The following is a 25,811-nucleotide window of genomic DNA, read 5'->3' as shown; positions in this document are numbered from 1 at the left end:
ACCGCCTCAAGGCCATCGAGCGAGAGAACGACGTGGCCTGACACCTGGGGACGTTCGTCCGTACGCAACTGGGGAGAAAAGTCCGTACGCCGACACGCTGTCATGGTCGCCGGCCGCCGCAGCGACTTCCGCACCGCCGCCACCGCTCTGCGCACGGGCCAGGGCGTGCCCCCTGAGCGGCAGGTAGACGTGTGCCGGTACGTGGACCTGACGCAGACGTTCATGGCCGCCACGGTGCGCTGGCTGGCCCGCACCGGGCGCTTCACTCCCGAACCCGGGCCGCCGGCACCCCTTCACATGTCAGGGCCGCCGCTCTGACCCGAAAAGGGACCATTTGACCGGACGCACCAGGTACAGGCCGGACACGACGATGTGGAGGAACTGACCCCGATGAGAGCAGCTGTCCCTGTTGCGCGCATGCCCCGCTGGCCACATTCCGCGCTGCCTGCCGAACTGGTCCCCGCCACCGCACGACTGCGCTCTCATCTCCTGGGCCTGATCCGGCCGGACGGAACCCTGCACAGTCCGTGCCGCAGCCGCGTCCTGGAATCCGCACTGCTGTTGGCCCTCTTCGACCGCGCCCGCCTGGAACCCGCCGCCCGCAGCCGCTTGGCCGCCTACTTGTCCTTGCACTGCAACTCTTCCGAACCGCTGGACCGGCTCATGGCCCGTGCCGCCCTGCACTTCAGGCCCGACCCGGCCGGCCTGTTGGATGTAGAACGGTTTCTCGCCCGGGCCCCGGACTTCACCGGCCCCCGCAAACGCGCCCTGTTGCATGCCGTCCTGACGCTCCTGGACGCCGCCCCCACCGACGACGAGATCGCCACCGCCCCCGAGGCGTCCAGTCTGCACGGTCTGCACACGTGGGCGCGCGTCCAGGTCACCGCGGTCAAAGCCATTCTCGCCCACGCCCGCGGGCACCGCCTGATCGACAAAGGCGATCTGGAACTGCTGCGCTCCACGCAGCGGCCCGGAACCGTCTGGGAGGCCAACCTGCTCATCCACCTCTCGGTCCTGCACGCCCTGCTACCCGTCCCCGGCCAGTACCCGCTGGTCGTCGAGGGGGTGCGGACCGCGCTGCGGCACCAGCGTCCCGATGGCGGGATGCCGTTCATCTGCGACGAGGACACCTGGGTCACCGCCACCGCCGGGGTCGCCCTGCACGCTGCCGGAGCCGGCGCACCGGTCGTGGACCTCATCGCCCGGCGCCTGGTCGCTCTCCAAGACCCCTCAGGCGGCTGGTCCTTTACGGAGGGTGTCCAACTCCCGGACGTGGACTGCACGTCGGTGGCCGTCGAAGTCCTCCACCTCGCCGGCCCCGACACCTACCGCGCACCGCTGCAGGGCGCACTGCGCGCGCTGCACGCCCTGCGCGGCAAGGACGGTGGGTTCCCGACCTACCTGGCCGGCGCGCCGTCGGAAGCCTGCATGACCGCCGCCGCAGCCAATGCCCTCAGCACTCAGGGCCCGGCATACCAGCGTGAGTTCGCTTCAGCCCTCAGCTACATCGCCTCCCAGCAGCGCTCCGACGGCTCCTTCCCGCCGGACTGGAGCAGCAGCCGCCTGCACACCGTCTCGCGCGCCGTCCTAGCGGCCTCCCACGATCCCCGCAGAGGGCTCGGCAGCCTCGCACAGCACATCATCAGGAAGGCCGTGGCGTTGGTGGCAGACTGTCAGAACGCCGACGGCGGGTGGGGTCAGCAGGACGGCGACGCGAGCGACGCGCTGAGCACCGCCTACGCCCTGACGGCCCTCACGACCCAGAACACTCCCGGCCCCGCCGGCCGGGGCGTCGCCTACCTGCTCACCCAGCAACGCTCCGACGGATCGATCGCGAGTATCCCGGACTCGATCGGCCCCCGCCCGTTCGGCTTCACCGTTCCCGCGCTCGCCGATGTCTTCACCCTGCATGCCCTCGGCCACCTCACCCGCCGCATGGAATCCGCACCGTGCCGAATACTCCCGGTGACCCATGCTGACCACGGTGAAGGCGTCATTCGTTCGTGTCCAGGTTGCAGGCAGGCCGGTCCTGGACGCGGCGTCACGGGTGGCAGTGGAGGGGGTCAGTTGTGGCGAACTCTGCGGGCGGCCGACGGCCACCCTGTTCGGCCCCACCAGAGCAGTGCGCCTGGTGCGGTCCGGTCCCGCGGCAAAGGGCGTTAGTGGTTCTCAGGCGAGGACGACTGGCTTGCCGCTCAGCGCCACACCGGCTTGGCGTAGCTCAATGATCGCGGTGCTGGTGGTATCGGCGGCAACGCCGGCGGTGTAATCGAGCAGGACCCGGACGGCGAAGCCCGCTCGTACGCCGTCGAGCGCCGTGGCCTTCACACAGTGGTCGGTAGCGATGCCGACGACGTCGAGCTCGCTGATGTGGCGGGCGCGCAGCCAGTCGGCCAGTGATGTGCCGTCCTCAGTTGAGCCCTCGAAACCGCTCTTCGAGGCGGAGTACGCCCCTTTGTAGAAGACCTCGTGCACGCCGCCAGAGGTGACGGCGGGCGCGAAGTCCGGATGGAACTCGCCTCCCTCGCTGCCGACGACGCAGTGCTCGGGGAAGGAGCTCTGGAAGTCCGGGTGCTCGGAGAAGTGGGCCCCCGGGTCGATGTGGTGGTCACGGGTGGCGACGATGTGCGCGTACCTGCCATCGGCGCGCCGCACCAGGTCGGCGATGGCCGCGGCCCTGCCCGCGCCGCCTTTCACCGGGATGCTGCCGCCCTCGCAGAAGTCCTTCTGCACATCAACAACGATCAATGCACGGCGCACGGAGACCCTTTCCCTCGGAAGAACCCATCGCCGGTATGGTCGCTTCCTCCGTCGGTGGGCTGACGCAGCACTCGCCGGTACTCACCCGATAGGGACGCACTTGGTGAAAGGGTCCAGCTGCGGGTCGAGCACCTGGCCGAGACTTAAGCACCAGGCACACCTCTGGGCTGTGCGCCGTCTGGCGCACCGGATCGATCGGCCACTTCGGGGCCGTGCGGCCAAGGAAGTCGGCCTCGACGGGGCCCCGGAGCCGCAGAGCTCGCTCTCTGTGGGAGCTGGGCAGAGCAGAGCCCACGGCGGTCGACTGATAACGACGGCGGGCAGCTCCGAGGCGATGTCCATCAGCGAAGCGTGACGCGCGAGCTGAGGCGGGACACCAATCGCCTTCAGGCGCCGCCCCATGGTGTGCGGGTCGATCGGCTGTCCGGGGTAGATGCTGTGGAACAGCCACTTGGATGCCTCGAGCGGGACGGTGGCCGCGCGACCATTCCGTCGCTCGACGAGCTGGCGAATCAGGTGGTCCAGGGGTGCGGTGATATCGACAGGGACTCGCCCGAGCTTAGAGCCAGCCTGTCACCACGGTCGATGACGTGCTCGATGGTGAGGCGGCTGATGCGACCGACGGGCTGGGCGAACAACAGCAGGAGCCCGATTGCCGGCCACCAGCCCAGACGGATACCCGCCATCGCATGCTCGCATAGGCACGGAGCCGTTCACCGGCTCAGCCGCCACCGGTGGGAACGGCTCGCTGGCTGCTGTCGCATCCACGGCGGATCCAAGGAGGGAGATGTGGTCAGGTAGCCACCGATAAGGCTTCCGAGCGCCGCTTGGCAAGGGGCTTCACTCTTTCGGGTTTCCCCTTGTGGTGAATCCGGCCAGTTTGGGCGCTCGGGGATGAAGCGGCGACGTGACCGAATCGGCTACTGCGGGTCCGGCTCCGGCGGCCTGCGCGGTCGGCCCTGCACACGGTTGAGGCTGGTGATTCGGCTGATTCCAGGCCAGCCTCCGCTATGTCGCGTCGTCGTGCATGTACTTTCCGTTACCTGTTCCACGTTGGTCGGCTCCAGTGACATGCGCCGGCCCCGCTCACGGATGCCGCTGAACTCACCAACCACCGTCGAGGGGCAGGTTCGCCGCCATGCAAACAAGTGATCTTCACGAGGTACTGGAAGGTGACGACACAGGGTGGGTCACCCTTCCGTTGAGCGGGCTGGGCGTGGCCGATGGTGCTGAGCCGCTGTTGCCTGGCCGTACCTTGCGGTTGGCTCGGGAAGACGGGGATGCCGCCGGGCTGTGGGTGTCCGGGCGGGTCTCGCTCGCCCTTGGGTCCCAGCCAGTCTTGGGGCGGGCGGAGTTCCGGTGCCCGGACGGGGAGGTGTCAGGGATCGCCCTGGCCCTACGGCTGCCGGACACCGAAGTCGGTGAGATCGCCAGGCTGTACGGGTACGAACTGCCCTCACTGCCCGTTCCGCCGGTGACGGGTCTGCAGTTCCGCGGTAGTGCTGAAGGGTTCACGCTGACGCTGGACGGTCTCTCGTCCGACGGCGGCATTGTCGGCCGGGATGGAAGGCAGGCTCTGGCCGTGCCCGTACCGGGCGGCTGTGTCCTCGCCACGCTCACGGACCTAGCGGCCGACGAAGTCGAGGCACTGGGTGTACTGTGCGCGGGCCCGCTGCCCGCAGGCGTGTGGCTGGCCCTGCCGGACGGATCCGTGGTGCCGGTCACCGCGCCCCGACCTACGGTCCCCGATGCTTCAGGGGCCACTGACGGGCTCGGCCGCCCCAAGACGGTTCCGGCACCTGTGCCGTATACGCAGCACACCTATCCGGGGCTCTCACCGCGCAGCCGGGCGGTGCCCACCGAGGACGGCTTCGCGGTGCTCAACCCGCCAAGGGCAGCCGGGCCCATGGTGCCCTGGCTGCCGGGCGGGTTGCTTGACGGCAAGAACAGCATCGATTTCATCTACAAGAAGACCCCGCTGGCGATCACGGGCGCGCTGCAGGTGCAGCCGGCCAAGGACCCGTACCGTGCGGTGGTCGGCGGGCTGCTGACCTTCGCGTTCGGTGGTGGAACGAGCGGCAAGCGCGGGCTGTACGGCATGGGCACAGGCGCGGTGGTCTTCCCGAGAACCGACACCGATGTCTCGCTCTTCGGTTTCGCCGCGCTCGGCGCGGAACCGGGCATCGGCATCCCGGCGTTCCGCTTGCGCGGGATCGCGGCGGGGCTCGGCTGGAACAGTCGCCTGCGCACACCAGATGTAGGTGATCTCTCCACCTTCCCGTTCCTGCAGGCACTCGACGACCCCGCGGCGATCGGCGGGGACGAGACCGACCCGGTGGGCATCCTGACCACCTTGACCGGCGGGTCGAGTCCGTGGATCACTGCGCGGCAGGGCGAGCTGTGGGTGACCGCAGGTGTCGCCTTCACCATCGGTGAGCTGATCGACGGCAGCGCGATGGCGCTGGTCCAGACGGGCTCGGACCTCACCATCGCGCTGTTGGGCAAGGCCGGAACGTCGTTCCCGAAGAGCGGTGACAAGAAATACGCCCGGATCGACGCCGGGCTCCAGTTGGTGATCAAGCCGAACTCGGGCGAACTGACTGTGGCGACCGTCCTCGACCCGAGCTCCTTCGTCATCGACGAGAACTGCAAGCTGCGCGGCGGCGTCGGCCTGAAGATCTGGTTCGGCGACCATCCGAACGCCGGGGACTTCGTCTTCAGCGCGGGCGGATACAACCCCAACTACAAGACCCCGACGCACTACCCCCAACTGCCCAGAATCGGCTTCGACTGGTCACTCGGTGGCAAAGTCACCATCACCGGCAACGCCTACTTCGCCCTCACCTCGCGCGCCGCGATGGCCGGTGGCGATCTGGACGTCCGCTACAAAGCGGGCATCGTCAAAGCCTGGTGCACCGCCACGGTCGATGTGCTCATCGAGTGGAACCCCTTCTACTTCGATCTCGGCATGTCGCTGTCCATCGGCGTCGAGGGCTCGGTCAAGGTGCTCTTCGTACGCATCACCGTGCGTATCGAAGTCGGCGTGTCACTCAACATCTGGGGGCCGCCGACCGGCGGCAAGGCCCGGGTGAAGGTGTGGTTCATCTCCTTCACCATCGACTTCGGCAAGTCCCGGAGCCGATCCGACGAGGACAAGGAACTGAACTGGCCCGAAACCAGTCGAATGCTGCCCGAGCCAGGCGCTCGGGCACGCCTGCGCCCTGGCGACGGCCTGATCGCCGAAGGCGACACGAGCAACCCCGGGCGCGGCGACTGGCTGGTCATGGCGTCCGGGTTCACCTTCGGCACCGACACCCAAGTGCCGCTCAGCCGCATTGAACTCGTCACGGGCGGAAGCGACGAGGTCATCAACGGGCGGTCCTTCGGTATCCACCCCATGCGCGTGACCGAGCTCGGCGTCCGCCAGCGAATCCAGGTCACCTTGGAGGGCCGGCGGGTCGACCTGGCCAAGTGGAAACCCGTAGCGCAATACACGGCGCTGCCCCCGCAACTGTGGGACGACAGTGGCGCCCCTGAGCACGGCGAAGGGCTGGAGAGGCACCTCACCGGAGTCACCCTCACCTCGCCCGACACCGATTACGGCACATCGACCGGCTACATCGGTGAGGAAAGCTTCACATTCGACCCCATCCGCCCCGACGGTGTAGCGCCCCTGAGCACCGACGACCGGCCGCTGATCCCGGGGGCGACGCGGCCCAGCGGGGTCGTCGGCCGGATCGCGGCGACCGTGGACACCCCCGGCCGGCGCGAAGCCCGCAGCAAGGTGCACACGCTGATGAACACCCTCGGCCTGACCACCGGCGGCGCCCAAACCGACCTGCCCGGCTACGCCGAGACGGTGACCAGCCTCTTCACCGCGGAGCCGCTGTTGATCGCCGCGGGCGCCACCCACGTACCCGAGGGAGAGATCTGATGGCGGAGCCCGGACACCGGACCAGGTTTTTCGACCACCGGCTGCCCCCGCTGTACGCGGGACGGCACACCATCACCGTCGACCACACCGTCACCGGTGACAACCGGGTCGGCCGTGACCTGCTGCCGCCGCGTCTCAACCAGGCGTTCGAGGTGCGCCAACCGCGCCTCCAGCTGCTGCCGGAGGATGTCGCCGCCTGCTACCCGCTGCGCGGTGGCCAGGGCGAGTACGGGCAGTTGCTGCCGCACATCACTCTCACCCGGGCCGGGTTCCCCTGGCTCTACATGTTGGGCGGGGCGGCTGACGGAGCCCCCTGGCTGGCGCTGCTGGTCTTCCGTGCCGGCGAACTGCCCGAGGACCCTCATGCCGTGGGCGAGGTGAGGGTCTCCACGGCCGCCGAACTCGCCGCCGGGCAGGCCGGGCCGGGCCAGACGCCCGTCTTCGACCCGGAGCTGTACGAGGATGAGCGGGAGATGACCGTCACCAGCGTCCTGGTGCCGGGCCGGCTGTTCACCGAGATCTGCCCGACGACGTACGAGCTCGGCATGCTGGCACACATCCGCGAGGGCGGCCCGCCGGACGCCAGCCGCGTGGTGGGTACCGACCCGCCGCCCGACGAGGACGACATCAAGGCGGTGCTGGTCTCCAGCCGCTTCCCCAGCACCAGCGGCATGCAGGTCGCCCACCTCGTCTCGCTCGACGGCTTCGAGAACTATCTCGACAACAGAACTCCGCCCCCCAGTGAGGGGCTGCGACTGATCTCGTTGCACTCCTGGGCGTTCACGTCGATCGACGACGGGAAAATCGGATTCGGCGACATCGCCAAGCAGCTGGCAACAGACCCCGAGCCGCTGCTGCGCCACCGTTCACTGCCCGACGCCTCCGATGTGCCACTCGCACTGAACATGCTGCGCCAGGGCGGCACGATGCTGCCGCAGAACCTCGAGTCCGGGGAGGCCACCGTCGGCTTCTACCGAGGCCCGTTCACGGCCGCACCCGCCCCCAGCCGGCCGCAGGGCAGGGGCTTTCGGCTGGAGTCGGCGGGTGAGGGTCTGGTGTACGTGGAGGAACTGGGCCTGTACGACACGGGGCACGCCGTCGCCTTCAGTCTGGGACGCGGCCTCGCCCTGGCCGACAACGAGTTCCGCAGCGCACTGCTGGCATTCCGCAAGGCGGCCCGGCAGGCTGCCCGCAGGCTGCTGGCCTTTCCCGAACTCAACGCCCTCGCCGAGCAGGACGCCGCTGCCGTGGCCGGCACCCGTGTCGTGCAGCGCGCCTTCGACCGACTGCTGGGGGAGAACGGCCCACTCGCCCGGACGCTCGCCCGCCCGGGCAGCGACCTCAAGTCCGCCGGCCGCCGACCCGCGCCCCGCACCGCCCCGCCCCCGCAGCTGAGCTCCGCCCGACTGCGCAGCGCCGTCGCCGACACCTCCACCCGTGCGGTGCTCGCCGGAGCCGTCCAGTCCCAGCTGGAGTCCGTGCGGGTGTGGCTGAGGCGGCTGACGAAGCTGGAGATGGTGCCGTTCGGGCACCTAGTACCTTATGAGGAGTTCCTGCCGCAGGAGTCGCTGAAGTTCTTCCACGTCGACCCCGGATGGATCCACGCGGCGGTCGACGGGGCGCTGAGCGTCGGCGTCGGACACGCCCTGGATGCGGAGCTCAACGACCTGGCGCGGGAGATGCGCGGGATCCCGCAGGCCGCCTCGGGGGTGATGATCCGGTCCGAACTCGTCGCCCACTGGCCCCACACGCGTTACATCGCCTTCAGCAAGGACGAGGTGATCCATCCGCTGCGGCACCAGGTCCTCGGCGAGGACCTGCTGATCCTGCTGTACGCGAAGGTCGTCGACCGGTTCGCCCTCGCCGAGCCGGCGCAGGGCCTGCACTTCGGGCTGAACGAGGACACCACAGAACTGCGCTCCCTCGTCGATCCGGTCGGCCAGGCGCTCGGGGACTTCCCCACCAGCGGCGGCTACAGCCAGTTCCTACGGCCCGGTGGGCGTGACGTCCTGGACATCGAGAACCGTCTCGCCCCGGCACTGGCCACAGCCCACGGGGTGCGAGAACTCTCCTCGGCCCAGTTCGCGCTCCAGATGGTCAGGGCGCCGCTGCTCCAGGAGTTCCGGCCGAAGGAAGCCCACTCCGGCGAATCCACCGAGCCCACCGAGCCCACCGAAGGGACGCTGTAACCCATGGCGCTGAACGACACCTTGGTGGTGCCCGTGGAGGTCGCCGCCTTCGCCGTGAACCCCCAGGTCCGCGACACCGACGACTCCTACGTCATGCACCGCTCGCCGGCCACCTTCGTCACGTTCGCCTCCCGTAACGACTCGCCGGAACTCCCGCCGTTCGCCGTTTCGGAGCCCTGGCGGGACCGGCCGGAGCGCCTCGGCGCCTATGTGATGTGGCAGTTGCCGTCCGGGCTCGCGCGGGGCCGGGAGACCGATGAGGGCGTCGGTGACTTCCCGCTGGTGCCCAACAGATGGCTGGTGACCCGCCGCTGGGACGACGGCGTCCGTAGCTGGCTGGTCGAAAGCGACCACGTCGGCGCCACCGGCACTGTCTCCTCCCTCGACCCGCACGCAGCCACCGTCACCCCGACCCTGCTGGGCCGCAAGCACGAACTCACCGCCACCTCACCCTGGCGCGAGCCGGAGGAGCGCCGCGAGCCGTTCCTCACCGCCCTCGGCCCCGGCCTGCTGGCCTTCTCGGTCTACCAGCCGTACAACACCAATGTGTTCTCCCTGCACGACTCGCTGGACGATGTCACCGCCGATGCCCGGGTCAGCTACCGGGTGATCGGCTGGTACGCGCAGGAGGAAAGCGACGTCCTGCGGCGCGAAGGCGAGTTCCGCGACGTCATGGACGACCTGGAGTGGATTCTGCCGCCCGGCAACGGCACTCCGGGGCGCTCCTTGTACGCGGGCAGCGTGCTCGGCATCGACTGGCAGCCGGACGGACCCGTCCCCGAGTCGGACAACCCGCACCCCGACGACGTGGTCGTGGCCATCGGCAACTCCACCGCCGAGGCGTGCGCCGAGCTCGAAGCACAGTACGGCGGCACCGGTGGGCTGGACGCCGACGAAGCCCGACTGTTCAAGGCGTTCACCCTGGGCAGCCTGGAACAGTTGGAGCGCTGCGACGGGGGGCTCTTCACAGAGAGGGCCGCACACCGATCGGGCTTCGGCCCGACTCCCGGCGGCTTCGCCTGGCGCGTGGTGGACCGGGGCAACCCGGACCCCGCAGCCGCACTCTCCGCCGTCGAGGCGGCGCGCGAGAACCGCGCCGAAGCGGACATCATCGCCACCCTCAACACCAAGCAACGCGAGCTGGACGCGGAGGAGAGGAACCTGCGCGGCGCCCAGGAGCACCTCTTCCACCTCTGGTCATTGCGCAGGATGCACAGTAGGCCCGACTTCTTCAACGATCAGATCGCCGGCAAGCTCAACCCCGACGTGGCAGGATCCCCCGCCTACCAGGTCGCCGCCCTCACCACCAAAGTCAACAGCCTGCGCACCCAGCTGCCCTGGTCGACGGACCAGGACGACCTCGAAGCACAGGCACGCGAGTACGCGGCCGGCCAGGGCATGCGCTCCACCCGAGTCCTGCAGCGCGTCCCTCTCGAACCGTACGAGGAAGCCACCGACCCGGTCCTCCTGCTGCGCGGCGCCCACCTGCACGCCCCCCTGGACCGGGACACACTCCTGCCCTGCCGTACCGAAGAACGCCTGGTCAAGGCCGTCGGGCCGATCACCGAACTCACCGTGGCCGGGGACGTCGCCCAGGTGAACACCGCCGGACTTCCCGCGCTCGTCCCCAAACTACTGGCGGAGTTCTTCATCCTGGACCGCGCCCTCGCCCAGGAACTCGACCTGGACCAGGCTCAGGGAGCACTGCCCGAGTACGGCACCCAGCCCTGGCGCCAGCCCTGGCAGCCGCTGTTCCTGAACTGGGCGGCCAGCTATGTGGCCATCCCCTTCCAGGAGCCCGACGGCACCGAGAACTGGGAGTTCAACGGCCATCGCTACCGCTGGACGGGCAACGGGACCCTCACCCACCGCATCGAGGCCACCGGCCGGCAGATCCTCACCCCCACCAGCGGCCACCAGAACGAGGGCCGACTCGCCGCGTACGCCAACGGCCGCACGGACCTGGACCCGGACATGATCCGCTCCCTGCGCTCCCAACTACGCACGGTGGACCACCTGTCGCAGCGTCTGGACGGGCTCTCCGCACAGATCAGCCAGCGGATCACCGGCTCGGGGCTCCGGCCCGACGGCCTGCTCGGCGCGCTCATCGGCGACGGCGACCAGGGCAAACCGCGGCCCGGCAACTTCCCCGAAGAGGACTGGGAGGACTGGGAGGACAGCGATTTCCAGGAAGTGCGCTCCGGGCAACTGGAGTTCACCCGCCTCGCCGTCGTCGACCGGTTCGGGCGGGCGGTCAATCTCATCGACAATCCGCGCCACTTCGACTACGCCAAACCTGACACCTTCGTTCCTGACGAAGAGGTCGGGGAGATCGAACAGGACAGGTTCGCCCAGCTTTCGCCAAGGCTGCTGCAACCGGGCCGGCTCACCTTCCACTTCGTGGACGGCAAGACCGGACAGGAAGTCGATGTCACTGCCGGAGCGAACCCGGTGTGCGCCTGGCTGATCCACAACCGGCTCGACCAGTCGATCGCCTGCTACGGGCCCGAGGGAACGGCGCTCGGCGACATCCGGGTGGTGGTCGACGCCGGCGGACGGCAGAGCGTCGAATGGAACCCTTTGCCAGGCTCGCCCATCCTCCGTCTCGACGACCTCGCCCCTTACTCGCCCCATGCCCACGGCTTCCTCTGCGGAGTGCGCAGGCAGGGACCGGCCGGCTTCGACGCGCTGCGGCAGTATCTGGACGACGCGCTCGCCGTGATCGACCCGGACGGTCCGGACGACACCTCCCTGGCCTACTTCTTCGGACGCCCCCTCGCCCTCGTACGCGCCGAGATCGCCCTGGAACTGGACGGCCCCGCTCGCAGGGACGTCCACTGGCGGACCATCTTCGACCAGCCCACACCCCTACTGGTCGGCTACGAGTGGCGGGTGCGGCTCGGTGAAGCCTCCCAGACGGACGACGGTCTGATCGGATATGTGCGCGACGACGACTACGACCACTTCGAAACCGCTCTGGAAACCAACGAGGACGGCTACCTCAGGTCGATCGGCACCGGGGAACGGCTCAGGCTCCTCTTCGACGGGACCCGCACAGGATTGACGCTCCTGCTGGACGCACGAGCCGCGGTACACGCGACGACCGACATCCTGCCGACGAGCGAGGTCTTCGTGCCGCAGGAGTTCACCGACAAGGCCGTCGCCGCGATGGCGGTGGCGTTCCGAGCCGGCCCCATGCTCGCCTGGACCGAGCCGGGCACCTCCGGACCGGACACCGTGCTGGCCCCGCACCCTGCCACCGTCACCGGCAACTGGTCCTGGAGCGAGAAAGACGGCGACACCTGGCCCAGTTACCCCATGTCGACACCCGACCCGGCCGCCCGGTGGCAAGGAACCCGGCCCCGGATCCGCACCGGATTCGTGGTACTCGACGACGCGGCGGGAGCAAGCCGGGAAGGCACGGACCGACCGTGAGCACACCCCCGTGCGGACCGTCCCTTCCTCCACCGCCCCCACCTGGAGCAACCGCATGACCCAGTACGTCCCAGCCGGCGCACCCCTCGCCACCGACGACCGCGTCGCCTTCCAACTGAACACCGTCCCGGAGGTGGTCCGCGTCTCACCCAGCACCGGCGACACCGAGCGCGCGAACATCAGCCTCGTCGCAACGGTGACCGGCACAGAGCGGATCACCCTCAACGAAATCACGGTCAAAGTCCTGGCCGGAGCCGACTCACCGCACTTCGCCTCCTCGCTGGACGGCGTGGAGCCGGCCGTCGACCGACCCGGCTGGACCTACACCGGCGTGCAGCAGTCCACCTTCTCCTTCACGCCCACCACCGCCGGTGGCGAGACGGTCGAGCCCGGCGCGAGTCTGACCATCGCCCTCGACCGCATCCCCGTCAACCAGGCCATCGGCTCCTCCCAGGTGACCGCAACCGCCCACTGGAACAACGACTCAGGCACCAGCCGGACCATCTTCGAAGTCGCCAAATTCCCCCCCGGCTTCTACGTCAGGGACTTCACCGCCTCTCCCGTCCCGGTGAACAACGGCGGAGACGTCGAACTGCGCTGGCAGGCATCAGCGGGCGCCACCCTGCACCTGCTGTGGGAGGGCGAGCAGCATGACGTAACCGGACGCAGCGAGTACACCGTGCACGGCCTGAGACACACCACCGTGTTCTACCTCCGCGCCTCCCACGGAACAGCCGAGCAGACCCTGGGCACGGTCGTCGGAGTCCCCGACCCGGACATCGAAGTGAACAACCTGATCCTGACGGACACGCTCTACACCAACCAGATGGAAACCCTCACCCTCGACCGGATCAGGATCGTGCCCGCACCGGACTCGGAGGCCGCAGGACGGACCGAACAACTCCCGTCCGAACCGGACCTCCCACCCGATCCAGCGACCACCCCCGCCCCAGCCGCCACCGCCGCGCCGAGCCCCGAGGAGACCTGATGTCGCTCGTCCGCCACGTGGTGGCTCCTCCCGCAGGCCGCACCACCGCCACCGACCCGCTCGCATTCGACCTGCTGGTCAACCCGGACCCGCTACGAATCTCCCCCTCCAGCGGCGCCCCCGCCACAGGCGACCTGATCGTGGTCGCCTCGCTCGCCGCCGAAACACCCGTCGAATGCCAGTCGTTCACCGTCACCGTACGAGTAGGACCGGACGAGCAGGACCTGTGCTCGACCATGTCCGGCGTCACCGCCAACATCAGCCTGGAAGGCTGGCAGGCCACGGTGAACGCGACGGCAGGCAGCGTCACCTTCGCACCACGGCCCGGCACCCCCGCACAGCTGACCTTCGACACCGACACCGGACTGACCTTCCAGCTGATGGGCCTGCCCGTGAACCAGCGCGTCGGCCTCAGCCCGGTGGACATCAGCGCCTCCTGGCGTCCGCCCGCGGGTTCCGGCTGGCAGCAGCAGACCACCCGCCTGGAGGTCGGCAAGTTCCCCCTCGGGTTCCACCTGCGGTCCTTCACGGCCGAACCGCTGAGCGTTCCGCGCGGCGGATCGGTAACCCTGCGCTGGGACGCCAGCGCCGCCACCTATCTCGCACTGCACTACGACGGCCGCATTCACCCCGTGACCGGTAAGTCCTCGGTCACCGTTCCCAACATGGCCCAGACGACGACCTTTCATCTGCGGGCGGTCGCCCAGGACGGGGCGGGCAGTGTGGAACGAACCCTCAGCCTGATGGTGCACGTGCCTGATGCCGCACAGACGGCCGGCCGGGTCATCGTCCACGGGACCGTGCAGACAACACGTGTCGCGCCGCTGTCCGAGGGCGACCCGCTGGTCTTCCCCCAGCCGCTGCCCACTCTCCCAACCCTGCTCTTCGACTTCGACGAGCAGACGTGGACAGAAACCTATTGGGCCCGGAACGCACTCATGGGGCTGAACAGACCAGCAATGATCAGCAAGGATCAGAGGTCTCACCTGGTCTTCCAACCACCCGGATCATCCGGTCTGGTGATGTCGTGGCACGACGGTTACGGCTGGCTGGCCTTGGAGGAGCCCTTGGTCGCCCGCGGAGCCGATCCGGCACTCGCGTACCACCGAGCGACCCCGTGGTGTATCTACCGCGACGACACACAGGTGATGCAGAGCAAAAACCTTGGGAGTGCTCTCCCGAGGTGGCAGGACCCCGTGCCGGTACCGGAAGCGGTCACTTCGCACCCTCATGCCCTCGCCAGTCGCGGAAACCAGCTGTTCCTTGCATTCTTCGCCGGCGGAGGAAACCCGCAAGTACGTCCTCTGAAATACGTAGTACACCACTCGGAGAGCTGGTCCCCGCCGCGGCAGCCGCCAGGGGACTGGGGCCCCTACACCGTAGTGTCAATGGCTGCACTCGGCGACGAACTGGTCTGCTTGTACTATACCGGCGAGAAGATTCAGGTGCTGTATGAGCGCTCCCCGAACGCCTCCTCGGAAAACTGGGTGGTGGGCCCCCGGCTCGACGGATGGGGGGGTGGCGTCATCGAATCGCTCTCACTCCTCGCTGTCGAAGGCCGCTTGTACTGCGCCATCAAGAACAACGGTCCACGTCGAATCCACTTGCTCAGTTACGACGGCACCTCCTGGTCCGATTTCCCCGAACAGATCCCCGACCGGAATCTCGTCCCCCAGCACCCGACGCTGACGCTGTTCAACGGCCGGCTGTGCGTGTTGTGACCTGTACCCCTGCCCGTACAGCGGTCCACCCAGAAAGGGAACAGCCGTGACCACCGACACCACGCCCAGCCCCGCCCCCGCCTCAGCCGCTTCCCAGCAGACTCCTGCCCCAGTCGGCGTCGAACTGCGCTACGCGTTGTCTGCTGAACCCTTCCCCCTGTCGGCGTCCGAGTCCTTCGGGGCATACCGCAAAACGGATCTGACGATCGTCCTCACCCGTCGCGCCGCCGTAGCGCTCGAATGCGGTCCCATCACTGTCTCCGTGCCCGTCGGCAGTGGTTCCGGCGCACTGGCCGCCGAGACAGCCGGGATGAGTGCATTCACCGACCCGCCCGGCTGGGACACGACCATTGCCGCCTCGGGTCTGGTGACCTTCACTCCACCCGGCGGAACGGCGCGGATCGGGAAGGAGAACGGAGTCGCGCTATCGGTGCACAAGGTACCCGTCAACCGCACCGTCGGTCGCGCCGCGCTGACCGTGAATGTGCCCTGGCGGCTGTCCGGCGAGAGCGACTGGGGGACGGAAACCATCGAATTGCCGGTGACCAAATTCCCGCCCTCCTTCAGCCTCGGCGAACTGTATGCCTCGCCCGGCCGTATCGCGCACAATGGCAGCGTGACCCTCACCTGGCAGGCGTCGGGCGGGAGTTTCCGACTCATCTACGGCAAGGCGGATGTCTCCGTCACCGGCCGCGGCACCTACACCGCCCACAACATCACCAGCGACACCCTCTTCCAACTGCGCGGGACGTCTTCGTCGGCATCCGGCGAGCTGGAAGCGGTTCGCTCGGCATGGGTGACGGTGGACATCCCCGATATCGTCACCCAGTCCCTGACCGCGACGAGGGGCATCACCACGGACCGGCTCGCAGGACTCGCGGGAAACTCCGTGCCGGTGTTCCAGGAACGCACCATGGAGCACCAGCCGGAACTGTCCATGCGTACGTACGATCCGTTGCGTCGCACTTCGACGGCACCGGTAAGGCTGCCCTTCTTCGGGCGGGCGGCCTCCGCACCCGCCCTGGCTGTCCACGGCGGGAAGCTTCATATGCTGTTCTGTCCGTACGGCGGTGAACAGTTGACCTGGGCCACGTACGACGGCGGCACCTGGCAGAGGATGCCCAACCCCCCGGGCCCTGCCGCGGCGGCCCCTGTCGCGCTCACCACCTTCGGCACCTCACTGGTCTGTGCCTACGGCACGCCGGATGGTCAGCGTGTGATGCGCATCAGCGCCGACGGCACGACTTGGGGAGCCGCCTCGCCGATGCCGGCACTCGACGGCGGGGGGGTGTCTCTCTGTTCGCGAGGGCCCGAATTGTTCGCAACTATGAGGCCAACGGAGTACAGCGGCATCTCAACCTTCTACCGTTATGAGGCGGCTCGGCAAGAGTGGCGAAGTCTCAACAATATTTTTGTTGCGAACGGCTCCCTCGAACTCGCAATGCGGGGCGAGACATTGGCGATCTTCTACCGCAACACCATTGGGAGGGTCTGGGTGTCCAGGCGCCGCGCAAACCCGCAAGATGATGATACGGACACGCTGCACGTGCGGGCCTCGGACGATGTGCGGGCCGTATCCTACGGACCAAGGGCGCTCGCGGTGTTCCCCAACTCCGACGGTATGCTCCAGGCCATGTCCTCGGACGGCACGGAGCCGCCTGAAGCGCCCACAGTGTGGTCGACGCCCGTTCAAGTCGATGAGTACCCCGTCACGGAGACCCCGGCCCTGGCCTGGTATCGCGACCGGATCGTCGCCATCGGTCGCAGTGGCGCCGCCGTCCCAGAGGGATGACCGCGTGCACGGAGGCGTGCCCCCCTTTTCGCGCTCCTGCACGGCCATCGCGGCGAGGAAGACATGGGCGAGCATGGCCAGCGTGATGTGCCGATACCAGCCCACGTAGCGGCAAACCTCGTACTGGTCCAGGCCGCACTCGTTCTTCGCGCTTTGGAAGCACTCCTCGATCTTCCAGCGGCAACCGGCGACGCGGACCAGGTTGGTGACCGTGGCCTCCAGCGGGGCGCACTCAAGGTAGTAGGCGATCTCGTCGGGCTTGCCGATGCTGCGGCGGGCAAGTATCCACCGCTGTCGGGTCGCCTCGTAGCCGTCGAACTCGGCCGCGGCCGGCAGGCGGGCGGCGGCCCAGTCGCAGGACCGTTCGTGTCATCCAGGATCAACACACCGTCTGACGTGCCGCGAGCTCAAGGGGAGGATGGGCCGTGGCGGGCGGGGAGTGCGGAAGCGATCACCATCCCGGGATGGGGGTGTGCCCGTGACCGTGGTGGCTGGGCCGAGTTTAGTGATGCAGAGGTATCGGGCTCAGCGGAGGTGCTGCGGTGTCGAGAAGGACGGGAACTGCGGTCGATCCTTTGGCGCGCTGGTTCCTGGAAGAGGAAGCGTCGGTCGCTCTCGCTTTCGACTTCTGCGGCCCCACACCCGCCCTCGAACCCTTCGCTGCCCGTGTCTTGGGCCGTGCGGCGGAGTTCCCCGTACTGCACCGACTGCTACCGGACCGCCGCGTCCGGTCCTGGCCAATGTCCGGTGCTCCGCTGGTCGGACCGGTCCATGTGCGGCACCACAGGCCGAGCCGTCACACGGACTTGGACGATGCGACCAACCGGATCCTGCGTGAGGCGTTGCCCGGCGGCGCATACCCGGCGTGGGACGTGTGGCTCATCGAAGATCCGGCTGACGACGCCAGGTTCCGCGTGTGCTACCGAGTGCACCACGGTGTGCTGGACGGGGTCGGTGCCGCCAACGTTGGGCTCGCACTGCTGGCCGACCGAGCGGTCCTGGGTCCGCGTCCCCATCACCCTGCACTCCCCACACCGCGCGGTGCACTGGCGACGGTGGCCGGCGTGGCGTTGAGCCGGCGGCGCGTGCCGCACTGGGCCGAGCTACCCACGGAACGGCCCCCAAACGGTCACTTCCTCTTTCGGGACGTGCCCGAGCAACTCGCTCGAACGCTGGCCGAGGCGTACGGCACCTCCGTGAACGATGTGAGCCTGGCAGCCCTGGCCCAGGCGCTGCGTGCTTGGCGTCTCTCGTCGACAGCTGCCGAAAAGTGCCCCGACATTCTGGTCCTAGTGCCGATGACGCTGCGCGACGACCGACAGGCATATGCCGTCGGCGATCACTTCACCACCATGCGGCTCCGCCTTCCGTGTTCGGCAGGCACGTTCGGCGAAGCTTTGCGCCGTGTCCACCATCAGACAGGAAACTGGCGGCGCACGCGGGCCCGCGACGGTGCGCGTCTGGCCATCAAGGCTCTGCCGAGGCGGTTCGTCGGCCAGCTGTGCGACAGCATGGCAGTGGCGACGACCGCGCCGGTGACGGTCAGCAGCATCAGCCTTCCGACCGCCTTTACATGTCACGGAGCGTCGTTGCATGCGGCCGCCATGCTCAGCAGCTTGCACAGAGGCAGTCCTACCTATGTGTCGCTGACGAGAGCGGCGGGCATCATCCGTTGCGCACTGCATCATGCGGAGTCGCTTCGTGATCCGTCGACCATCACCCGGTGGTGGGAACAGGAGATTAGGAAAGCTTGGGCGTCGCAGACCGCGAGGGCATCGAGAAATGACACCCTTCGGTCTGCCGGGCCGGAGTAGTTACCGATTCCCACCTCCAGGTGGACTCGGTGATCAGGCGGAGAGGAGCAGTTGCTCGACCCCGCCCCGCATGCGCTCGCGCAACACGTGCGGGGTTTCACCGGTCACCGGGTACAGGGGACGGCCCACCCGGATCAGCACCGGCGACACGCCCGGTCGAGGCCAGCGGGTGCCACGCGGTATCACCGTGTGCGCTCCGAGCAGGGCGATCGGGACGGCTGGCACCCCGGCTCCCAGGCATAGGCGGGCTGCTCCCGTCTTGAAGGTTCCGAGGCTGCCGTCGGGGGAGCGGGTGCCTTCCGGGTACAGCAGCAGGTGCCAGCCTTGCCCGAGGAGCGACTCGGCGCCTGCGCGCCAGTGGTGGGCGGCACCTCGCTGAATGGGAAAGGCGTTGAAGAGCAGCGCTGTCGCTGCGCCGGTCAGGGGCGAGGCGAAGAAGTAGTCCGCCGCCGCTCCTACGGCGACGCGGCGGGCGAGCTGCTGAGGCAGAGCGCCAAGGATGAGCGGGGTGTCCAGGTGACTGCTGTGGTTGGCGACGAACACCGCGGGGCCGCGCAGTCCCGTGAGGTGTTCGAGACCGTCGACCAGTGGCCGTGCGTATGCCTGGACGCACAGGCGCAGGAGGGTGCGCCGTACGGCTTCCCGGAGGAGGCCGGCCGCTGGCGTGCGCGCCCAGGCTGCAGGTGTGCCGTGGGGCTGGTCGAGGGGTGTGTCCGCTTGGTGTCCTTTGCGTTCTGGGCTTCTCACTGCACGTCGGCCATGGTGATGGGGGGCGTGTGCAGGCAGGTGATGCTCGGGCTGGAGCCGACGGTGTCGGCGGCCATCTCCAGTGCTCGGGTGAGGTCAGGCGCGGCACGGAAACCCATACGGCTCGCTGTGCCCTGATCGGCGCCGACGAAGATGACGTCACCCAGGTGCTGCATGGCGTGGGCGCCCCAGTACCACATGTAGAACGGGTGCACGCCGTGGAAGGCGTAGCCGGTCCGGTACTGGTGGATGTACCAGGGGTCGGAGGCGAACTTCTCCTCGTACGCGGTTTCCATGGCCTCCGGGTCGGTCGTGGCGCTGAGTACTTCCTCGAAGAAGTCGATGTAGCTCGGGTGGTGCACCGGGTGGAAAACCTTGGGGAGGGGGTGGAAGAAGATCGCCACTCCGCCCCGTCGCACGATGGGTTTGTTCAGGTAGAAGTTGAAGAGGTAGCCCAACGCCATGCAGATCGCCAGCACTGGGTTCATGATCGAGTTGACGTTGTACGGCCCTACGTAGGGCACACCGAACACGCCGACGTCCGCCTGGCCCTCGATCCGCGTGACCTGCTGGCGATGCACGTTCTCCAGGGTGAGCGGATGCACGGCCGTGGGTGTCCCCGCGTTGACTCCCGTCACTCCGTACGGTGCCTTGATTGAGTTCAGCAGGCGACGTCGAAGTGAGGGCGGGAGGATCCGGTTGCCGTGACGCACACCCAGGAAGCCGGCTCGGTCGACGCCGTTCCACTCCCATTCGTGTTTGTTGAGGAATGTCATCGCGGTGGGAAAGGAGTCGCCGTTGACCGTCGTCTCGACCGAGAAGATCTTCACCTGCCCGCCGATGACGTCATGCATGCGGTGAAAGGAATGGTGCAGCGCCGAGTTGGGCGGATCGTTGAACGAGCAGGAGTGGCGCAGTGTGTGCGTGTTGTGGTGATGGCGCAGACTGCGATAGCTGGCGAGGCCCACCGACACGGACTTGGGGCCGCCGTTGAGGGCGATCAGGTTGACGTTGACGTACACCAGCAGGTCGCTCTCGGCCGCTCTGCGGTTGATCTCGACGTCCTCGTGTGCGCCGGTCAGGCCGAGATGGACGAGGTTGTCGTGGTCTTCCGCGTCGTGGTTGCGCAAGTGCTCGGGGAAGTAGGCGGCGAACGCACGTTTGCCTACGACGTGCCGGAGTTCGGCGGGCGTCATCCTGCGGTGCAGGGCGTTCGCCGCGATGAGTTCGATGTCCTCCACGCCACGGCGGGCGGCGATTTCCAGGACGTGCTCGATGACACGGCCTCGGATGTCCGGTCGGCACATCGAGGGCAGCGGAAGGGACACGTCGTCGAAGACAATGGTCAGGCGCATGCCCGGCTTGAGCAGCTCGGGCAACGGCTCGATGCCGTGCGGGTGCAACAGGGCGTGCCGGATCGCGGCGTCCACGTCCGGGATGCCGGGCAGTGAGGCCGGTGGGTAGATCACCCGGCTGCCTGGGGGGAGTCGTTGGACGCGGACGTTCTCGCCCTCGAACAACAGGGTGGGGGCGGTTCGTTCGTCGACCTCGAGGACGAAGCCTGGCTTACTCACTTGGATTCCTTCGGGATGAGGTGTGAGGGACGCTCCGCGGGCCGGTGGGAGCGGGCGTCGGTCAGCGGTACGGCCGCCGCGAGTGCCGACCAGCGGCTGGCGGTGTGGGCGCCCCAGCGGGCTACCGGCCAGCGGTGGCGCAGGGCGTGACGGAGCAGCCGGGCATCGGGGTCGACCGCGCAGGGTCGGCCCACGGCTTCGAGGAAGGCTCGGTCCGAGTAGCTGTCGGCGTACCCGTACGAGAGGCTCAGGTCGAGTCCGTGCTCGGCGGCGTATCGGTTCAGCCACCGGGCGCGTGCTTCTCCGACCGGGGGTGGATCAAGCAGGCTGCCCGTCATGACGCCGCCCTGGGTGTGCAGACGGGAGGCCGCCACATGGTCGAACAGTGGGCGCAGTGGCGCGATCAGGGGTTCTGGGGTGCCCGTGACCAGGATCGTGCGGTGACCGGCGGCCCGGTGTTCCCGGATGCGGCGCACGGCTCCGGGACGGACCCGGTGGAGCAACGCGTCGCCGACCGACCCTCCTACCATCTCCCGAAGGATGGCCTCCTCGGTCCCCGCGTAGCGGCGCAGGAAGGCGTGGACGAAGTCGGACCTGCCGCGTCGCTCGGCCATCAGGTAGCCCGTCGTGCCGCGGGCCAAGGACATCAGCTCTGTCGGCCAGGTCCGACGGGGCAACAGCGCGAGCCGCGTCCACACGTACGACTCGACCAGGTCGGACGCCAGTACCGTGCCGTCCAGGTCGAAAACGGCAATCACCCCCGCCTCCTCGCGCTTGAGGGGCCCGGGCCGTACCGAGAGGGGGGCCCGCTGCGCGACGGGCTCCTCGAGACGCCGGGCCGCCCGAGCCTTTTCGGCTGCGTCGACATACGTACGCCAGTCGATCGAGCGCACGTCGAAGTCGTACCGCCCCGAGGAGGAGGCCGCGTCGCGTAGCGCTGACATCTCGCGGTCGTCGTAGGTGACCTGGGACGGTACGTAGATGCCGCGCGGGCGGGCACCCCGAAGGTGGTGGTCGCGCTGCTGCCCCAGCCTGAGGGGGTTGGCCGTACCGGTGCCGAGATGGAAGTAGTGCGGACTGCCCGGGCTCGGCGCGGTGGCGGCAGCTGCCAGGACCGCGTCGGCCACCAGATCCGCCGGCACGATGTCCATCACCGCGCCGGCCGCCGACGCGCGAGCCACCTCCAGGGGGTATGTCATCGCCTGCCCCTCCGCCCAGCCGGGGTGGGGGCGCCGCAGGGCGTGCCCGATCAGCGAAGGGCGCAGGATCGTCAACCTGCGTTCCCCCCAGAGCTCCTCCGCGGCGCGTTCGGCCAGCGCGGCGACCAGCGCGGTGGTGTCGGGCAGGCCCAGTGCCCGGGCCCGGCTCTCGCCTTGCTCGCGCATACGTCGGCCGACCCAGGCCCGGCGCAGACGCTCCGCTTCCCGCGCGACGATGCGTAACCCCGCCGTGCCGTGGACGCGTCGGGCCGCGCGCAGACGCTTCTGGGTCGGCTCCGGCTGGTGTGAGAGCCGTTCGGCCTCCTCTGCGGCTGCGCGTGCCAGAGCGAGTTCGGTCCGCCAGTCGGCGTCGTGTTCCCACTGGCTCTCCGGCACCGTGCCGTGTTCGGTGCCGCCATAGGCGAGAAGGGACACGTACAGCAGATGGGGCGGGTCAGGCTCTGGCGGCAGACGGCGGCACAGGTCGGCGAGCGGCAGGACATGCGTGTCGAAGGCAGTGACCAGGCACGGGGCGGGACCGTGGGCAGGGGCGCAGTGGACGACCACGTCGAGAGGGCCCGCGGGGGTCGATCCGGATCCCGTCACACTGACGTGGCAGCCGGGGTGTGCCGTGGAAAGGCGTTCCAGCAAGGCGAGTTCGAGTCGCTCGGTGGCGCCGGTCAGCAGCATGCGTGTGCCGTGCAGATCGCGGACACGGTAGGTGCGGGGCATCAGGAAGCGGGCTCCTCGGAGGAGGGTGACACTGCCAGAGGCTCCACGGATGGCCGGGGACGGGGTGCAGCCGTGACGTGGCACTCGCGCCAGGATGCCGTCGCTGCCTCGCTCACCGTGAGGACGGGCCAGCCGAGGGCGAGCGCGGCTCGCTCGGTGTCGGACAGTTCGGGCTGGCAGGAGAGCGTCCCGTCCGGCCGTTCGGCGACTTTCACCTGGACGCGGTGTTCCCCGCCCGGGGGCCCCACGCTGACGGTGACCGAGTGCCGCGGCAGCACCAGGCGCTGGTGGACGGACCAGCGCACACCCAGGGTGGTGGTGTGGCGGAAGAGGGCGTCGGCGACGGCGTCGCGGAGCGGGGCCGTGCACAACGCGGTGACGAGACGACCGGGCCGGCCATGCCGGGCGATGATGCCGCTAGTCCAGCAGTCCCAGGCGCCTGCGGCTCGCAGGGCATCAAGGACGGACGGCCACAGTCGGGGGTCTAGGTCGTCCACGGTGCTCTCCAGGACCAGCACCTCGTCGTGACCGGGACGAGATGCCTCCGAGGAGGTCTGGCCGATGACGACCCGGGTGATGTTCGGACGGTCCGGGACGTCCCGTCGGCCGCCCCCGACTCCGACGGCACGAACGGTCATGGGATGTGCCGGTCGCGGCACGGCCAGCGTGCCCAGGAGCGCGGCGCCGGTCGGTGTGGTGCGCTCGCCCGCCAGGTCGCCGCCCGTCAGCGGCAGCCCAGTCTCGGCCGCGATGTGCAGGACTGCGGGGACGGGAACGGGCACGCGCCCGTGTGCGCAGTCGACGGTGCCGCTGCCTGCGGCCAGCGCGGAGCAGGTCACCGCGGCGTCCGGGGCCAGCAGGCCGAGGTCGTCCAGCGCCGCGGCACACCCGGCGACATCGGCCAGGGCGTCGTAGGCGCCCACCTCGTGGAAGTGCACCTGGTCGGGTGTCGTGCCATGCGCGGTCGCCTCGGCGCGGGCGAGGAGTTCGAAGACCCGCGTGGCGAAGGTGACGGCCGCCGGCCCCAGGCCGGCGGCTGCGGTGAGGTGATCCCGGACGTCGGGCAGGTGCCGGGCGCGGTCCGGAGCGGGCGGCCTGGTGACCTGGACGCGCGCACACGCGAATCCACCACGCCGGGCCCGCTCCACCGCGATGTCGAGTCCCGGCACGCCGAGGGAGCGCACCGCGTCCCGCACGCTCTGCGTGCGCGCGCCCGCATCGAGGAGGGCGCCGAGCAGCATGTCGCCCGCCACGCCGGCGGTGCAGTCGACGTGGGCGACGGCATGGGCCGTCACCGCTCCGCTCCGTGACCGTGCACCGCCGCGACGATCTTCGCCGCGTGGGCGGCCGCCCCGAAGCCGTTGTCGATGTTGACGACGGTCAGCCCGGGGGCGCACGAGGACAGCATCGACACGGCGGCGGCCAGGCCGCCCGATGCGACGCCGTAACCGACGCTGGTAGGGACACCGATCACGGGGGCGCGGACCAACCCGGTCACCACGCTGGGCAGAGCGCCGTCCATGCCGGCCACGACGATGACGCAGTCGGCTTCACGCACCTGGGGAAGCTGTGCAAGGAGTCGGCCGAGACCCGCCACCCCGACGTCGTCGACGAGGTCGCTCCCGGCGCCCAGAGCCGCGAGTGTCGCGAGCACCTCGCGGGCGACCGGCAGATCGGTCGTGCCCGCAGTGAGGACGGCCACCGTGCCTCGCGGTGCGGGGAGGGACCCCACCGTGACGGTGCGGGCGACGTGGTCGACCTGCACCGGTACCCCGGTGAACCGACTGGGTGCCGCCTCCAGGAGGGTGTCCGGGCAACGCGTGGCCAGGGCGGGCGAGCCGGGATCACGCTCGTGCAGCTCAGCGAGCAGCCGCAGGGTCTGCTCCGGCGTCTTGGACTGGGCGAAGATCACCTCGGGCACCCCGGTGCGACGCCGCCGCGAGGTGTCGAGGCGGGCGAAGTCCCCGGCACGGTGGACCTCGCAGTCCAGCAGGGAGGTGAGGGCGTCGGTGTCGGTCACGGCCGCATCGCCTCCCGCCGGGCCTGGTCGGCGAGCGCGGTCGGGGTGCTCACCGCGCCCGAGCGGTACTCGGCGACGACGCCGTTACCGGTGCGCGCGATCCGGGCGACCCGGTCGAGCAGGGCGCTCGCCGTGGGCGGGTGCTGCTCCAGCCACTGGTGGGCCTCGGTGTCGACCTCGATCCGGAAGCCTCCGGAAAGGAGCCGGACCCGCACGTCACGTGCGTGCACAAGATGTTCCCGGAGGAACGTCCGGACGGCCGATTCCGTCTGCTCGATCAGCTCCAGTCGCTCGCGCGTCACCGGCACACCGACCGCGACCCGGGAGGCCAGGCACGGAGACCCGGGTTTGTCGGCCACCGACAGCCCCCAGGCGCGAGCCACCGCCCTGACGTCGGCCTTGCCCAGGCCCGCTGTCACGAGAGGTTCCGCGACACCCAGCTCTTCGGCGGCGCGGAGACCGGGGCGGTGGGGGGAGCGCCGGTCGTCGACGTGGGTGCCGGTGGCGACGTGCGCGAATCCGCGTTCTGCGGCCAGCTCGGCGACACGCGAGAGCACGGTCTGCTTGCAGAAGTAGCAGCGGTCTCCACGGTTGGCCCGATAGCCCGGTACCGCGAGTTCGTCCGTGCCCAGTACGGCGAGCTCGACACCCAGCTCAGCCGTGGTGCGTCGGACCAGGGCGAGCTCGTCCCTGGCCAGCGCCGGGGAGTCGACCGTCGCCGCAAGGGTCCGCTGCGGCCCGAGAGCCCGTACGCTCGCAGCGAGGACGACAGTGGAATCCACCCCGCCGGAGAAGGCGACGACCAGGCTGTCCAGCCGGCGAACGGCCGTGAGCAACGCGTCCGCGAGCTGCTCGGGAGGCACTTCTTCCTGGGACATGTGGGTCATGGTTGTGCGGTGCCTTGTC

At 69.1% G+C, this 25,811-nt stretch carries 16 protein-coding genes; 9 read left to right on the top strand and 7 right to left on the bottom strand.

Features of this window, described 5'->3' with window-relative positions:
* Both HDC93_RS35105 and HDC93_RS35100 read left to right on the top strand, forming a co-directional pair.
* A partial coding sequence (locus tag HDC93_RS35105) for a hypothetical protein (protein ID WP_221517514.1) occupies window positions 1-318 on the top strand: 318 nt, incomplete at its 5' end.
* A gap of 99 nt (window positions 319-417) precedes the next feature.
* Entirely contained in the window at window positions 418-2,163 is a 1,746-nt protein-coding gene (locus tag HDC93_RS35100) for a prenyltransferase/squalene oxidase repeat-containing protein (protein ID WP_185014871.1), read from the top strand.
* Window positions 2,164-2,169: 6 nt separating this feature from the next.
* Here HDC93_RS35100 and HDC93_RS35095 read toward each other — a convergent pair whose 3' ends face one another.
* Entirely contained in the window at window positions 2,170-2,760 is a 591-nt protein-coding gene (locus HDC93_RS35095) for an isochorismatase family protein (protein WP_185014870.1), read from the bottom strand.
* 1,138 nt (window positions 2,761-3,898) lie between these two features.
* Between HDC93_RS35095 and HDC93_RS35090 the strand changes: the two genes are divergently transcribed.
* The 7 genes from HDC93_RS35090 (at window position 3,899) to HDC93_RS35060 (ending at window position 18,633) form a co-directional block, all read left to right on the top strand.
* Window positions 3,899-6,694: a DUF6603 domain-containing protein gene (locus tag HDC93_RS35090; RefSeq protein ID WP_221517513.1), complete on the top strand. Its 2,796-nt coding sequence runs from the start codon at window positions 3,899-3,901 to the stop codon at window positions 6,692-6,694.
* Window positions 6,694-8,883, top strand: a complete 2,190-nt coding sequence (locus HDC93_RS35085; protein ID WP_185014868.1) for a hypothetical protein — start codon at window positions 6,694-6,696, stop codon at window positions 8,881-8,883. Before HDC93_RS35090 ends, HDC93_RS35085 begins: the two co-directional genes overlap by 1 nt.
* Window positions 8,884-8,886: 3 nt before the next feature.
* Window positions 8,887-12,318, top strand: a complete 3,432-nt coding sequence (locus HDC93_RS35080; RefSeq protein ID WP_185014867.1) for a hypothetical protein — start codon at window positions 8,887-8,889, stop codon at window positions 12,316-12,318.
* Window positions 12,319-12,373: 55 nt separating this feature from the next.
* Window positions 12,374-13,306 carry a hypothetical protein gene (locus tag HDC93_RS35075; protein WP_185014866.1) on the top strand — a complete coding sequence of 311 codons (933 nt, stop codon included), beginning with the start codon at window positions 12,374-12,376 and terminating at the stop codon, window positions 13,304-13,306.
* Window positions 13,306-15,027: a hypothetical protein gene (locus HDC93_RS35070; RefSeq protein WP_185014865.1), complete on the top strand. Its 1,722-nt coding sequence runs from the start codon at window positions 13,306-13,308 to the stop codon at window positions 15,025-15,027. The genes HDC93_RS35075 and HDC93_RS35070 overlap by 1 nt, the downstream gene beginning before the upstream one ends.
* Before the next feature lie 46 nt (window positions 15,028-15,073).
* Entirely contained in the window at window positions 15,074-16,819 is a 1,746-nt protein-coding gene (locus HDC93_RS35065) for a hypothetical protein (RefSeq protein ID WP_185014864.1), read from the top strand.
* A gap of 740 nt (window positions 16,820-17,559) precedes the next feature.
* Entirely contained in the window at window positions 17,560-18,633 is a 1,074-nt protein-coding gene (locus tag HDC93_RS35060) for a wax ester/triacylglycerol synthase domain-containing protein (protein WP_260419941.1), read from the top strand.
* Between the two features lie 33 nt (window positions 18,634-18,666).
* Here the strand turns inward: HDC93_RS35060 and HDC93_RS35055 are convergent, their stop codons facing one another.
* Genes HDC93_RS35055 through HDC93_RS35030 form a run of 6 tightly spaced genes read right to left on the bottom strand, consistent with a single transcriptional unit; the run spans window position 18,667 to window position 25,783 of the window.
* Window positions 18,667-19,380, bottom strand: a complete 714-nt coding sequence (locus HDC93_RS35055; protein WP_185014862.1) for a lysophospholipid acyltransferase family protein — start codon at window positions 19,378-19,380, stop codon at window positions 18,667-18,669.
* Window positions 19,377-20,954: a lactate racemase domain-containing protein gene (locus HDC93_RS35050; protein ID WP_185014861.1), complete on the bottom strand. Its 1,578-nt coding sequence runs from the start codon at window positions 20,952-20,954 to the stop codon at window positions 19,377-19,379. The genes HDC93_RS35055 and HDC93_RS35050 overlap by 4 nt, the downstream gene beginning before the upstream one ends.
* Window positions 20,951-22,885 carry a haloacid dehalogenase-like hydrolase gene (locus HDC93_RS35045; protein WP_185014860.1) on the bottom strand — a complete coding sequence of 645 codons (1,935 nt, stop codon included), beginning with the start codon at window positions 22,883-22,885 and terminating at the stop codon, window positions 20,951-20,953. The genes HDC93_RS35050 and HDC93_RS35045 overlap by 4 nt, the downstream gene beginning before the upstream one ends.
* Window positions 22,885-24,180, bottom strand: a complete 1,296-nt coding sequence (larC, locus tag HDC93_RS35040; protein ID WP_311774713.1) for a nickel pincer cofactor biosynthesis protein LarC — start codon at window positions 24,178-24,180, stop codon at window positions 22,885-22,887. The genes HDC93_RS35045 and larC overlap by 1 nt, the downstream gene beginning before the upstream one ends.
* Entirely contained in the window at window positions 24,177-24,905 is a 729-nt protein-coding gene (gene larB, locus HDC93_RS35035; RefSeq protein ID WP_185014859.1) for a nickel pincer cofactor biosynthesis protein LarB, read from the bottom strand. Before larB ends, larC begins: the two co-directional genes overlap by 4 nt.
* Window positions 24,902-25,783 (bottom strand): ATP-dependent sacrificial sulfur transferase LarE, encoded by an 882-nt coding sequence (locus HDC93_RS35030; protein ID WP_185014858.1) that lies wholly within the window; start codon window positions 25,781-25,783, stop codon window positions 24,902-24,904. Before HDC93_RS35030 ends, larB begins: the two co-directional genes overlap by 4 nt.
* Window positions 25,784-25,811 lie beyond the last annotated feature (28 nt).

It is taken from the genome of Streptomyces sp. AK010 (assembly GCF_014207295.1).
GTDB lineage: Bacteria > Actinomycetota > Actinomycetes > Streptomycetales > Streptomycetaceae > Streptomyces > Streptomyces massasporeus.
The sequence above is the reverse complement of the archived record's forward strand: the minus strand, read 5'-3'. Positions and strand labels throughout refer to the sequence as shown.

What these genes read in the sequence shown, in the direction of transcription:
- HDC93_RS35100 (WP_185014871.1), top strand. Translation starts at nt 418, where the DNA reads ATGCCCCGCTGGCCACATTCCGCGCTGCCTGCCGAACTGGTCCCCGCC.
- HDC93_RS35090 (WP_221517513.1), top strand. Translation starts at nt 3,899, where the DNA reads ATGCAAACAAGTGATCTTCACGAGGTACTGGAAGGTGACGACACAGGG.
- HDC93_RS35085 (WP_185014868.1), top strand. Translation starts at nt 6,694, where the DNA reads ATGGCGGAGCCCGGACACCGGACCAGGTTTTTCGACCACCGGCTGCCC.
- HDC93_RS35080 (WP_185014867.1), top strand. Translation starts at nt 8,887, where the DNA reads ATGGCGCTGAACGACACCTTGGTGGTGCCCGTGGAGGTCGCCGCCTTC.
- HDC93_RS35075 (WP_185014866.1), top strand. Translation starts at nt 12,374, where the DNA reads ATGACCCAGTACGTCCCAGCCGGCGCACCCCTCGCCACCGACGACCGC.
- HDC93_RS35070 (WP_185014865.1), top strand. Translation starts at nt 13,306, where the DNA reads ATGTCGCTCGTCCGCCACGTGGTGGCTCCTCCCGCAGGCCGCACCACC.
- HDC93_RS35060 (WP_260419941.1), top strand. Translation starts at nt 17,560, where the DNA reads ATGTCCGGTGCTCCGCTGGTCGGACCGGTCCATGTGCGGCACCACAGG.
- HDC93_RS35045 (WP_185014860.1), bottom strand. Translation starts at nt 22,885, where the DNA reads ATGCCCCGCACCTACCGTGTCCGCGATCTGCACGGCACACGCATGCTG.
- HDC93_RS35030 (WP_185014858.1), bottom strand. Translation starts at nt 25,783, where the DNA reads ATGTCCCAGGAAGAAGTGCCTCCCGAGCAGCTCGCGGACGCGTTGCTC.